Below are 12,227 nucleotides of genomic sequence, written 5' to 3'. Positions count from 1 at the left end.
ACGCTGACGAGGCGAAACACATCATCACCCTGAAGGGGTCGCCACCATGCCGGTCGAAGCCAGCCTCCTCGAGATCCTCGCCTGCCCGGCGTGCCACGCCCCGCTCGCGGACAAGTCCGCCGACGACCCCGCCGAGCTGGTCTGCACCGGCACCGGTTGCGGTCTCGCCTACCCCGTGCGCGACGGCATCCCCGTCCTCCTCGTGGACGAGGCGCGCAAGCCGGCCTGAGAATCCTGGGGCAGCGGCCGGCGCCGCCCGGCCCGCCCGGCGACCGGAAGGCAGCATCACCATGCTCGACGAGTCACTTCTCGACGCCCCCGAGGCCCTGGCCGAGGCGGACCGGTACGGCCTGCTGCGCGCCGTGGCCGAGTCCGGCGCCCGCGTACGCACCGCGGCACGGAACGCCGCCGAGGCCGGCATACCGGACCTCGCGCCCGACGGCCGCCCGCGCACCGTTCTCGTCGCGGGCCCCGCCCCCGCCGCCCCCTGCGTCGCCGACCTCTTCGGCGCCCTCGGCGGCGGCAGCTGCCCCGTGACGTCGATCCGGCCCACCGGCGTCGCCCCCGTCCCCGGCGCCCTGCGCTGGTCCCTGCCCGGCTGGACGGGCCCGCTGGACCTGCTGCTCCTCGCCGCGCCCGACGGCGCCGACACCGGCCTCGCCGAGCTGGTCGAGAACGCCTACCGGCGGGGCTGCTCCGTCGTCGGTGTCACCCCGGCCGGCAGCCCGCTCGCCGACGCCCTCACCCAGGCCCGCGGGCTCGCCGTACCGCTCGCGACCACCCCGTACGACGGCGAGTTCGACGTCGAGGGCGCGCCGCCCGCCGCGCCCGGCACCCTCTGGTCGCTGCTCACCCCGCTGCTCGTGCTCGCCGACCGGATCGGGCTGATCAACGCGCCGGCCGACGAGCTGTCCCGGCTCGCCGACAAGCTCGACCAGGTCGCCGCCGAGTGCGGCCCGGCCGCCGCCACGTACGGCAACCCCGCCAAGACCCTCGCCGCCGAGCTCGCCGACAGCCTCCCGCTGATCTGGACCGAGGGCACCGTCGCGGGCGCCGTCGGCCGGCACTTCGCGACCGTGCTGACCGGCCTCGCGGGCCGCCCCGCGCTCGCCGCCGAGCTCCCCGAGGCGCTCACCGCGCACGGCATGCTGCTGGCCGGAGCGCTCGCGGCCGGTGCCGACCCGGACGATTTCTTCCGTGACCGGGTCGAGCAGCCCGAGACGCTGCGCGCCCGCGCTCTGCTGCTCCGTGAGGGCCCGCCGGGCCCGCTGTCCGCAGCCCCCACAGCCCGCGACCTCGCCCTGGAACGGGACACCCCGGTCAGCGAGCTCGAAGCGGAGAGCGAGGGCAGTCCTTTGGAGAACGCCGCACAACTCCTGGCCACCACGGATTTCGCCGCCGTTTACCTGGCGCTCGCCGGAGCCGAGGGATCATGAGGCGGGGCGGTGCGCGCCGCCCCCTCGGACCGTCCTCTCTCGGACTCGGACAGTCGTCTCTCGGACTCGGACCGTCGTCTCTCGGACCGTCGCCCCTCGGACCGCCGCTCCACCGCCCGTCCGGTCGCCGTCACCGCCCCTACCGATCACTACAGGAGCCCGCCCGCCATGGACCGCCTCACCAACACCGTGCGCCCCTACGCCTGGGGGTCCACCACCGCGATCCCTTACCTGCTCGGCGTCGAGCCGACCGGTGAGCCGCAGGCGGAGATGTGGATGGGCGCCCACCCCGGCGCGCCGTCCCGCGTCGACCGGGGCATCGGTCCGCAGTCCCTGGCCGAGATCATCGACGAGGACCCGGAGATCGAACTCGGCGCCGACGCCGTACGCGCCTTCGGGCCCCGCCTGCCCTTCCTGCTCAAGCTGCTCGCGGCCGGCTCCCCGCTCTCCCTCCAGGTCCACCCCGACCTCGCGCAGGCCGAGGAGGGCTTCGCCGACGAGGAGCGGCGCGGCGTCCCGATCGACGCGCCGCACCGCAACTACAAGGACGCCAACCACAAGCCCGAGCTGATCTGCGCGCTCACCCCCTTCGACGGCCTGTGCGGCTTCCGGCACCCGGCCGAGGCCGCCGACCTGCTCGCCGGCCTGGGCGTCGACAGCCTCAAGCCGTACGTCGACCTCCTGCACGCGGGCCCTGAGGAGGACGCGCTGCGCGAGGTGCTCACCGCCGTCCTCACCGCCGACAAGCACGCCATGGCCGAGACGGTCGGCGAGGCCACCGCCGCCGCCGAGCGCCTGGGCAAGGCCGGCGGCCCCCACGCCGAGTCCTACGCCGCGTACGCCGCCATCGCCCACCACTACCCGGGCGACCCCGGCGTCATCGCCGCGATGCTGCTCAACTACGTCACGCTCCAGCCCGGCGAGGCCCTCTTCCTCGGCGCCGGCATCCCGCACGCCTACCTCAACGGCCTCGGCGTCGAGCTGATGGCCAACTCCGACAACGTGCTCCGCTGCGGCCTCACCCCGAAGCACGTGGACGTCCCCGAACTGCTGCGCGTCGTCCGCTTCGAGCCGGGCGACGCGGGCGTGCTGCGCCCGGAGGCCGGCCCGTCGGGCGAGGAGGTCTACGACACCCCCATCGACGAGTTCCGGCTCTCGCGGTACGTCCTGGCCCCCGGCGCCGCGCCGGTGCCGCTGGCGAACCGTACGCCGCAGATCCTGCTCTGCACGGCGGGCTCCGTCGTCCTGCGGGACGCCGGCGAGCCGGACCCGGCCCGGCAACTGGCACTCGCGCCCGGTGAGTCCGCCTTCGTCCCGGCCGGGGAGGAAATCGCCGTGACCGGTGAGGGCACGCTCTTCCGCGCCACCGTGGTCGTCTGATGCAGGCCACTGTTACGGGTGCGAGAATGACCTCCCCATGGGGTTAAAGGGGCGGTAAAGCCCGGTCGACGGAAGGGACATGCGGCACTCATGAGTGCATCAGGCGGCACCAAGGCCATCGTCGCGGCGCTGGGCGCCAATCTGGCCATCGCGGTAGCGAAGTTCGTGGCGTTCGCCTTCAGCGGTTCGTCCTCCATGCTCGCCGAGGGCGTGCACTCCATCGCCGACTCCGGCAACCAGGGCCTGCTGCTGCTGGGCGGCAAGAAGGCCAAGCGCGCCGCCACCGAGGAGCATCCCTTCGGTTACGGCCGCGAGCGCTACATCTACGGCTTCCTCGTCTCCATCGTGCTCTTCACGATCGGCGGCGTCTTCGCGCTGTACGAAGGCTGGGAGAAGATCCAGCACCCGCACGAGCTGGAGCACTGGTACTGGCCGGTGGGCGTCCTGGTCTTCGCGATCGTCGCCGAGGGCTTCTCCTTCACCACGGCCATCAAGGAGTCGAACTCCCTGCGCGGCCAGCAGTCCTGGGCCCAGTTCGTCCGCCGCGCCAAGGCCCCCGAGCTGCCGGTCGTCCTCCTGGAGGACTTCGGCGCGCTCGTCGGCCTGGTCCTCGCGCTGCTCGGCGTCTGCCTCACCCTCATCACCGGTGAGGGCGTCTGGGACGGCATCGGCACCATGTGCATCGGCGTGCTGCTCGTACTGATCGCCCTGGTCCTGGCGGCCGAGACCAAGTCGCTGCTGCTGGGCGAGGCGGCGGGCGCCGACCAGGTCGCCAAGATCCGCGCGGCCATCGTCGACGGCGACACCGTCACCCGCGTCATCCACATGCGCACCCTCCACCTCGGTCCCGAGGAGCTGCTGGTCGCCGCGAAGATCGCGGTTCAGCACGACGACACGGCCACGGAGGTCGCCGACGCGATCAACGCGGCGGAGGACCGCATCCGCGCCGCCGTACCGATCGCCCGCGTCATCTACCTGGAGCCGGACATCTACAGCGCGGAGGCCGCGGCCTCGGGCACGTCGGTGCCGGGCGCCTGACCCGTCACGCGCAAGGGCCCCGCACTCACCTCCTCCGGTGAGTGCGGGGCCCTTCGTCGTACGGGTGGCCGGTACGGCCACCGGTGTCCGGTTACTGGATCTCGGCGAGTACGGCCATGATCGCGTCGTTGTCCGGTGCCGCCTGCAGCCGCGCCCGGAAGTCCGTGTCCATCAGCTTCCGCGACAGCAGCGCGAGGATCCGCAGATGCTCGTCGCCCGCCGCCGCCTCCGGTACGGAGATCATGAAGACCAGCTTCGCGAGCGTGCCGTCCAGCGACCCCCAGTCGATGCCTTCGGGAGACCGCGCGAACCCGACGACCGGCGCCGTCACCGCGTCCGTCTTGGCATGCGGGATCGCGATCTCCTCACCCAGCCCGGTGGTGCCCTGCGCCTCCCGCGCGAGCGCCACCCGCACCAGCTCGGCCACGTCCGCGACCTTCCCGGCCCCGGCCGCCAACTCCGCCATCTCCCGGATCGCCGCCTCCTTCTCGGTGGCGTCGAGGCGCGTCTTGACGGTGGCGGGGGTGAGATAGCCGGAAAGGACGGCGGCGCCGGTCGCGTCGGCGTCGGCGGGAGCCTCCGGCCCGGGGTCGGCCTTGGTGCCGGCCCGTGCGCCGGCTTCCACCTCCGCATCCGCAGCCGTGTCCGTACGGGCTGCGGCGTCGGCGTCGGTACGGGCAGTGGTGTTCGTACGGGCTGCGGCGTCCGCGTCGGTACGCGCCGCCGCGTCCGTACGGCCGACCGTTTCGGCCTCCGTACCGGCGCCTGCTGCCGTACCCGTACCGGCGCCTGCTGCCGTACCCGTGCCGGTGCCTGCTGCCGTACCCGTACCCGTACCCGTACCGGTGGCCGGCGCCGCGACGCTCGCCCCCCGCGCGCCGGCGGCTGCCGTGCCCGCCGCGGACGCACCCGCGAGGGCCGGCTCCGCAGCGGCGGCGGGACCGGGCGCACCCGCCTCCCCGGCGCCACCGATGCCACCGACGCCATCGGCATTACCGACGCCACCGACGACACCGGCGCCCTTGCGCTCCGCCATCGACAGCAGCGTCACCGTGCTCAGCGCGGTGACGACCGTGCCGGCCGCGACCGCCACGAAGAACATCGCGACGCCGCCCACCGCGCCCAGCACGGCCACGATCGGCCCGCCGTGCGGCACGTTGTCTGTGACGCCGGCCAGGCCCGCCAGCGCGCCGGCCACCGCACCGCCGAGCATGTTGGACGGGATGACCCGCGCCGGCCGCCCCGCCGCGAACGGGATCGCGCCCTCCGTGATGCCGAAGCACCCCATGAACAGCGCCGCGAGTCCCGTCTCCCGCTCCTGGTCGTCGTAGAGCCGGCGGCGGATCAGCGTCGCCAGGCCCTGCCCGAGCGGCGGCACCGGGATCGCGGCCGCGCACATGCCCATGATCTCGGGGTTCTTGGACACCAGGCCCGCGCCGAAGAGGAACGCCGTCTTGTTGACCGGCCCGCCCATGTCGAAGGCGATCATCAGCCCGAGGATGATGCCGAGCAGCGCCGCGCTGGACCCCGTAAGGCCGCCCAGCCAGCTCGTCAGATGCTCGAACACCCAGGAGATCGGCTGTCCGATGACGTAGATGAAGAAGAGCCCCAGCGCCGTCGTCGCCACGATCGGGATCACGATGATCGGCATGATCGGCTGGACGAACTTCGGTACCCGGACCTTCTTGATCCACAGGACCAGATACCCGGCCAGGAAGCCGGTGACGATCGCCCCGATGAAGCCCGCACCCGACTTGGAGTCGTACAGCGCGCCCGTATTGGCGATCCACCCGCCGATCATGCCCGGTACCAGCGCGGGCCGGTCCCCGATCGCGTACGCGATGTACCCGGACAGGATCGGCACCATCAGCGTGAAGCCGATCGTCCCGATGTCGTTGACGTGCTTCCAGAACGAGCCGTCGGGGATGACGAGCCCGCCGTCGGCCTGCGGATGGCCGCCCAGCGCCAGCGAGACGGCGATGAGCAGACCGCCCACCACCACGAACGGGATCATGTAACTGACGCCGTTCATCAGCGCCTTGTACGCGACGCTGCGCTCCTTGCCGCCGCCACCGCGGCCGCCGCGGCCGGCCGCGCCCGCGGAACCCGTACCGGCCCCGCCGCCACCGGCCGCCGCGGCGCCCTCCCCGCCGTGCACCGGCGCCGTCCGCACCCGCTCGATCAGCTCCTCGGGGTGGTGGATGCCCTCGGCCACCCCGACCACGACCAGCCGCTTGCCGGCGAACCTGCTCCGGTCGACGTCCTTGTCCGCCGCGATGATGATGCCGTCGGCGTCTCTGACATCGTTGTCAGACAGTACGTTCTCGGCCCCGATCGAGCCCTGCGTCTCCACCTTCATCTCGTGGCCGAGCGCCTCGGCGGCCTGCGCCAGCTTCTCGGCGGCCATGTACGTGTGGGCGATGCCCGTCGGACAGGCGGTCACCGCGAGCAGCCGCAGCCCTCGCCCGCCCTGCCCGGCGGCCCCCGCGTCCTCCGGGGGCTCCGCTGAACTGCTGGTCACGTCAGTCTCCTCACAAGTTCCCGCGCAAGATCGTGCAAGTGTTCCCGCGCACTTCGCATCCTGCATCACGAACCCCACCCCTCCAACCCACCACCACACACCCCACCCGTAACGGCCACCCGCACTCCGCCCCGTCCTGTCCCTTCCCGATGTCCCGATGCCCCGAAGCCCCGCGGCACACGGCGCCCGCGGCGCCTTCCGCACGTGTGTGACGCGCCGCACCCTCCCTGAAGGGCTGGGGTTCACTGGGCCGATCGGTGTAGATTCGTGCCCAGTGCCAGACGTCGCTGCTGATGGCGGTCGGTCGGCCCGCACCGCGGACCGGCCGAGGGAGAGAGGGCCTCCGACGGACTGCGTGCTGCGGCCAGGGGACAGGTGTGCCCAGGGCGAGTACCTCCGGGTTCGTACAGGTCCCGGTGAGGGAACGCGCCCGGGGCGACGACCGCGTCCAGGTGATTCCGGCCGGACCCGCCATGTCCGGCCCGAGGGTGCTTCGTACGCGTCCGAGGTACGCGTACGGATCCACGTGCGACACGCGTGGACGACCACCCGCTCACCGCACCCGCCTGCCCGCGCCGCAGACTGCCGACCGCAACCCACCCTCCGACCACCGGGGAGCAGCCCGACATGACGACAGCAGCCATCGGTCAGGACTTCAAGGTCGCCGACCTTTCCCTGGCCGCCTTCGGCCGCAAGGAGATCACCCTCGCCGAGCACGAGATGCCCGGTCTGATGGCGATCCGCAAGGAGTACGCCGCGGCGCAGCCGCTGGCCGGCGCCCGGGTCACCGGTTCGCTGCACATGACCGTGCAGACCGCCGTGCTGATCGAGACCCTGGTCGCGCTGGGCGCCGAGGTCCGCTGGGCCTCCTGCAACATCTTCTCCACCCAGGACCACGCCGCCGCGGCCATCGCCGTCGGCCCGAACGGCACCCCTGACGACCCCCAGGGCGTCCCGGTCTTCGCCTGGAAGGGCGAGACGCTGGAGGAGTACTGGTGGTGCACCGAGCAGGCCCTGACCTGGCCGAACTCGCCCACCGGCGGCCCGAACATGATCCTGGACGACGGCGGTGACGCCACCCTCCTGGTCCACAAGGGCGTCGAGTACGAGAAGGCCGGCAAGGCCCCCTCCGTCGACACCGCCGAGAGCGACGAGCACCGCGCCATCCTGGAGCTGCTCAACCGCACCCTCGCCGAGTCGCCGCAGAAGTGGACCCGCCTCTCCTCCGAGATCCGCGGCGTGACCGAGGAGACCACCACCGGCGTGCACCGCCTGTACGAGATGCACCGGGACGGCACGCTGCTGTTCCCGGCGATCAACGTGAACGACGCGGTGACGAAGTCGAAGTTCGACAACAAGTACGGCTGCCGCCACTCCCTGGTGGACGGCATCAACCGCGCCACCGATGTCCTGATCGGCGGCAAGACCGCCGTGGTCTGCGGTTACGGCGACGTGGGCAAGGGCTGTGCGGAGTCGCTGCGCGGCCAGGGCGCCCGAGTGATCGTCACCGAGGTCGACCCGATCTGCGCGCTGCAGGCGGCGATGGACGGCTACCAGGTCACCACGCTGGACGAGGTCGTCGAGACCGCGGACATCTTCATCACCACGACCGGTAACAAGGACATCATCATGGCCTCGGACATGGCCAAGATGAAGCACCAGGCGATCGTGGGCAACATCGGTCACTTCGACAACGAGATCGACATGGCCGGCCTGGCGCAGATCGAGGGCATCGTCAAGGACGAGGTCAAGCCGCAGGTGCACACCTGGACCTTCCCCGACGGCAAGGTCCTGATCGTGCTGTCCGAGGGCCGCCTGCTGAACCTGGGCAACGCCACCGGGCACCCCTCGTTCGTGATGTCCAACTCCTTCGCGGACCAGACGCTGGCCCAGATCGAGCTGTTCACCAAGCCGGAGGAGTACCCGACCGACGTCTATGTGCTGCCCAAGCACCTGGACGAGAAGGTCGCCCGTCTCCACCTGGACTCGCTGGGCGTCAAGCTCACCACCCTGCGCCCGGAACAGGCCGCGTACATCGGCGTCGAGGTCGAGGGCCCCTACAAGCCCGACCACTACCGCTACTGAGCCGACTACCAGTACTGAGCCGAGGCGCCGCCCCGGTACCGCCGGACAGCAGCGCTACCCGGTACCGCGGAGCGTCAGCGCTCCCCGGTACCGCCAGGCGTCAGCCCTTCCCGGTACCTCGCGGCACCCCGTGGCGCGTCCCGTGCCGGCACCGGACGCGCCACGCAGTCAGCCGGTGAACCAGGCCCCCGCCCACCCCGGGCGGGGGCCTGGCCCGTACCGGGCCTTGCGTACTCTCGACGGCAGCCCCTGCGCGGGAACGACTGACGGAACCATCGAAGGACCCCCATGCCCCGCGGCCGCTATTCGCTGCACGATCCGCACGATCACACCCCCCTCGGTGAAGAGCACTTCCACTGCGCCACCGGCCCCTCCGGCTGGCGTTACGTCTCGCAGATCACCACCCCCTCCGGCGACCACGCCGGCTCCGTCGACCTCACCCTCGACGACCTCGGCCGCCCCATCAGGCTCGAACTCAATGCCGCCTCGTGGCAGGTACGCGGCGCCGCACTCGACGGCGTCACCTGGGTCCGTACCGACCCCACCGGCACGCAGGCCACCGAAGGCAACGTCCGCGCCCACGCCTTCACCGGCGCGTCCCCCGCTTTCCTCGTCGCCACCGCCCGGCTGCTGCGCCCCGCCCTCGGCTCCGGAGCCGTCCGCACCCGCCTGGTGACCTTCGCACCCCCCGTCCTCGCACCCCGCACCCTCGACCAGTCCTGGGCCCTGGTGAACAGGACAGCACACAACACTGACAACGGACCGCTGACGGTGGACGAGTACCAGGTCAACGACCTGGAGACCGGCGAACAGCACGCCGTCCACCTCGCCGGCGACGTCGTCCTCGCCGCCCCCGGCATCGAACTCGAAGACCTCGAAACGCCACCGTCGACGTTCACCGAGGAGTAACTGCCGGCCCGCACTTCGCCGTCCTCCCGCACACCACCGTTCTGCCGCCCCCCGCCGTTCCTCGTATCCCGCACAGGCGGGACAGGCGGGACAGGCGGGACAGGCGGGTCAGGCGGTTCAGACAGGTCAGGCGGGTCAGGCGGCGCATGCCGCTCAGGCGGGTGGCGCGAACCCGGTCGTAGGCCTCGCACCGACCTCACTCGCCGCACCGCCGGACGCCTCGACGCCCCTCGCGGCGGGCGCCACCACCGGCCCAGCCGACGTCTCAGCCGAGGCCGCAGCCGACGTTTCAGCCGGCGTCTGAGCCGACGGCGCGGCGGTCTTGACCTCCGCCCCTGCCGACCAGTCCACCGGCGCCCCAGCCGCCGTAGCCGCAGTGGTGCCCGACGCCGCCGAGGTGGCCGCAGTGGTCCCCGAGGGTGTCCCCGCTGCCGCGCCGAAGGCGCGCCGCGCTTCCCGCCCCTGCCGCTCGAACATCACCGCCGAGAGATACACGGCCGGATGGACACCCTGCGGCACCGCCGCCCCGGTCCACCCCACGAAGTCGTCGGCCAACTGTCCGGCCATCCGCCACCCGACCTGCGGATCCAGCTGACCACCGCGGGCCAGGAACTGCCGTACGGTCAGCCACCAGCTGTCCGGCACCCGCGACAGATCCAGCGCACCGAGCTGCCCCAGAAGCCACGGCGGCGGAGGCGGCAGCAAGGGCCCGCCCTGCTGGACCGGTATGCGCTCCCGCACGACGACCGTGCCGGCGAACACGTCCCCGAGCCGCCGCCCGCGTGCCGACACCAACGAGGCGATGCACGCCACCACCCCCATGGTCAGCACGATCTCGATGGCCCCCATCGCCCCGCGCACCAACGCGTGCCGGAAGCGGATCGGCCCACCGTCCTCCCGCACCACCCGCAGCCCGCACGCGAGCTTCCCCAGCGAGCGGCCGTGGCTCAGCGTCTCGACGGCGATCGGCGCCCCGATCAGTACGAGCACGAAGGCCGCCACCGATATCGCCGCCACCGCGGCCGGGTCCAGCGAGGCCGTGGCGGCGGCCAGCGCGATGGAGACGGCGATGTAGGCGGTCCAGGTCACGACGAGGTCCAGGAGGACCGCCAGCGCCCGGCTCGGCAGCCTCGCCGGCCGTAGCCCGAGTACGACCGCCTCGCCGGTCACCAGCTCGTTCATTCCCGCCATCCCCGCCGTCCTCCCTCGCCTGCGATCCACCCGCCCCGCCGCCGGCACCCGCCAGTCTGCCAAGCCGATACGACAATGGGCCCAGTACGTTAATGGGCCCGGTACGTTCATCATGAGCATCAAGACCGTCACCGTGGGGCGAGGAGCGCTACTGAATGGACCTCGATGTCTTCGTCACCGCGCACCGTGCCGAGTGGGACCGCCTCGACACCCTCGTGCGCCGGAAGCGCCGCCTCTCGGGCGCCGAGGCCGACGAACTGATCACTCTGTACCAGCGCGCCACGACGCACCTCTCGCTGCTCCAGTCCACCGCCCCGGATCCCACGGTGACCGGCCGGCTGACCTCCCTCGTCGCCCGTGCGCGCAGCGCCGTGACCGGAGCGCGCAAGGCATCCTGGCGGGACGCCGCCCGCTTCTTCACGACTTCGTTCCCCGCCGCGCTCTATCGGCTCCGCCGCTGGTGGATACCCACCGCGGTCCTCTCCACGGTGGCCGCCGCCCTCATCGGCTGGTGGATAGCCGCCCACCCCGAGGTCCAGTCCTCGATCGGTGCCCCCGAGGCCCTACGGGAGATGACCAAGCCAGGCGGCCAGTACGAGACGTACTACTCCAGCCATCCAGCAGCGGCCTTCGCCGCCCAGGTGTGGACGAACAACGCGCAGGCCGCCGCCCTGTGCCTCGTCCTCGGCGCCTTCCTCTGCGTACCGGCCCTCTGGGTCCTCTTCCAGAACATGCTCAACGTGGGCGTCGGTATCGGCCTGATGAGCTCGGCCGGCCGTCTCGACACGTTCCTCGGGCTGATCCTGCCGCACGGCCTCCTGGAGCTGACGGCCGTCTTCGTCGCCGGAGGAGTGGGCCTCAAGCTGGGCTGGACGGTCGTCGACCCGGGACCCCGTACCCGCCGGGACGCCCTGGCAGCGGAAGGCCGCGCCGCACTCGGCGTGGCCGTGGGCCTGGCCGCCGTGCTTCTCGTCTCCGGGGCCATCGAAGGCTTCGTCACGCCGTCCGGCCTGCCCACCTGGCTGCGCATCGCCATCGGTGTCGTGGCGGAACTGGCCTTTCTGGCATACGTCTACGGACCTGGTCGCCGCGCTGTTCGGGCAGGGGAGTCCGGCGACATCGACAGCTCCGACCGCGCCGCGGCGGTGCCGACCGCCGCCTGACCTGCGCTCGAAGCGCCGTCGCCGACTGGATGTGCATCGGACGGCCCTGAGCTGCTAATCTCCTGTTCACCCCAGGAAACCCGTTGACACGGACGACTGGGGGAGGTAGATTCAAACGGTTGCCAGGAGTTGGACAAGCTCCTCCGCGACAGTTAACATCTACTGCACTCCGGTCGGAATTCACATCGACGGAGTTCTTCCGAATCCTTATCGGGAACGCAAGGTCGATCAAATCGACGAAAACGCTTCTGATAAAGTCGGGAAAGTCGAAAGACGAAGGCCAATCCAAAGGCCGCTGGAAACAAAATCCGAACCGAAATGGTACGGACGAGAATCTGGTAAAGTCGGAAACGCCGGAAGGGAAAGCCCGAAAGGGCCGGACCGGAAAGCAACCCCGCTCCAACAGGGGCCGGAAACGCGAAGCGGATCTGGTAAGGTTGGAATCGCGAAGAAGCCGAAAGGCCGAAACGCACCGGCGAAAATCGGAACCGCAAGGATCTGATA

General features: G+C 71.6%; 10 protein-coding genes. 7 read left to right on the top strand and 3 right to left on the bottom strand.

What is annotated here, in order from left to right:
• The first annotated feature begins 46 nt into the window (after nucleotides 1-46).
• The 4 genes from IF20_RS33625 to IF20_RS33610 all read left to right on the top strand — a co-directional run bounded on the left by IF20_RS33625 (nucleotide 47) and on the right by IF20_RS33610 (nucleotide 3,854).
• Nucleotides 47-229 (top strand): Trm112 family protein, encoded by a 183-nt coding sequence (locus tag IF20_RS33625; protein ID WP_052869224.1) that lies wholly within the window; start codon nucleotides 47-49, stop codon nucleotides 227-229.
• Between the two features lie 61 nt (nucleotides 230-290).
• Complete coding sequence (locus IF20_RS33620; protein ID WP_052869223.1) at nucleotides 291-1,436, top strand: SIS domain-containing protein; 1,146 nt, start codon at nucleotides 291-293, stop codon at nucleotides 1,434-1,436.
• Between the two features lie 168 nt (nucleotides 1,437-1,604).
• A complete protein-coding gene (gene manA, locus IF20_RS33615) occupies nucleotides 1,605-2,816 on the top strand; it encodes a mannose-6-phosphate isomerase, class I (protein ID WP_052869222.1) in 1,212 nt (403 codons plus the stop codon).
• A gap of 90 nt (nucleotides 2,817-2,906) precedes the next feature.
• A complete protein-coding gene (locus IF20_RS33610; protein WP_052869221.1) occupies nucleotides 2,907-3,854 on the top strand; it encodes a cation diffusion facilitator family transporter in 948 nt (315 codons plus the stop codon).
• Nucleotides 3,855-3,945: 91 nt separating this feature from the next.
• On the opposite strand, the gene IF20_RS33605 is transcribed toward IF20_RS33610, so the two are convergent.
• The gene (locus IF20_RS33605) at nucleotides 3,946-6,375 is read right to left on the bottom strand and encodes a fructose-specific PTS transporter subunit EIIC (protein ID WP_052869220.1); all 2,430 of its coding nucleotides are present in this window, start codon (nucleotides 6,373-6,375) and stop codon (nucleotides 3,946-3,948) included.
• A 627-nt stretch (nucleotides 6,376-7,002) separates the two neighbouring features.
• Between IF20_RS33605 and ahcY the strand changes: the two genes are divergently transcribed.
• Both ahcY and IF20_RS33595 read left to right on the top strand, forming a co-directional pair.
• Nucleotides 7,003-8,460, top strand: coding sequence for an adenosylhomocysteinase (gene ahcY / locus IF20_RS33600; protein WP_052869265.1), 1,458 nt, complete (start codon nucleotides 7,003-7,005; stop codon nucleotides 8,458-8,460).
• A gap of 288 nt (nucleotides 8,461-8,748) precedes the next feature.
• Nucleotides 8,749-9,369 carry a hypothetical protein gene (locus IF20_RS33595; protein WP_052869219.1) on the top strand — a complete coding sequence of 207 codons (621 nt, stop codon included), beginning with the start codon at nucleotides 8,749-8,751 and terminating at the stop codon, nucleotides 9,367-9,369.
• 153 nt (nucleotides 9,370-9,522) lie between these two features.
• Here IF20_RS33595 and IF20_RS33590 read toward each other — a convergent pair whose 3' ends face one another.
• Entirely contained in the window at nucleotides 9,523-10,551 is a 1,029-nt protein-coding gene (locus IF20_RS33590; protein ID WP_052869264.1) for an RDD family protein, read from the bottom strand.
• 164 nt (nucleotides 10,552-10,715) lie between these two features.
• Between IF20_RS33590 and IF20_RS33585 the strand changes: the two genes are divergently transcribed.
• On the top strand, nucleotides 10,716-11,723 hold the full coding sequence (locus IF20_RS33585) for a stage II sporulation protein M (protein ID WP_052869218.1): 1,008 nt from the start codon (nucleotides 10,716-10,718) through the stop codon (nucleotides 11,721-11,723).
• A 228-nt stretch (nucleotides 11,724-11,951) separates the two neighbouring features.
• On the opposite strand, the gene IF20_RS40300 is transcribed toward IF20_RS33585, so the two are convergent.
• Nucleotides 11,952-12,227, bottom strand: a 276-nt coding sequence (locus tag IF20_RS40300) for a hypothetical protein (protein ID WP_234426941.1), incomplete at its 5' end; no start/stop codon positions are given.

This window comes from Streptomyces niger, assembly GCF_000718305.1.
GTDB lineage: Bacteria > Actinomycetota > Actinomycetes > Streptomycetales > Streptomycetaceae > Streptomyces > Streptomyces niger.
This window is presented reverse-complemented; position numbering and strand designations above follow the sequence as displayed.

Coding starts and splice junctions, on each gene's coding strand:
- IF20_RS33585 (WP_052869218.1), top strand. CDS start 10,716: ATGGACCTCGATGTCTTCGTCACCGCGCACCGTGCCGAGTGGGACCGC.
- IF20_RS33590 (WP_052869264.1), bottom strand. CDS start 10,551: ATGAACGAGCTGGTGACCGGCGAGGCGGTCGTACTCGGGCTACGGCCG.
- ahcY (WP_052869265.1), top strand. CDS start 7,003: ATGACGACAGCAGCCATCGGTCAGGACTTCAAGGTCGCCGACCTTTCC.
- IF20_RS33625 (WP_052869224.1), top strand. CDS start 47: ATGCCGGTCGAAGCCAGCCTCCTCGAGATCCTCGCCTGCCCGGCGTGC.
- manA (WP_052869222.1), top strand. CDS start 1,605: ATGGACCGCCTCACCAACACCGTGCGCCCCTACGCCTGGGGGTCCACC.
- IF20_RS33610 (WP_052869221.1), top strand. CDS start 2,907: ATGAGTGCATCAGGCGGCACCAAGGCCATCGTCGCGGCGCTGGGCGCC.
- IF20_RS33595 (WP_052869219.1), top strand. CDS start 8,749: ATGCCCCGCGGCCGCTATTCGCTGCACGATCCGCACGATCACACCCCC.
- IF20_RS33620 (WP_052869223.1), top strand. CDS start 291: ATGCTCGACGAGTCACTTCTCGACGCCCCCGAGGCCCTGGCCGAGGCG.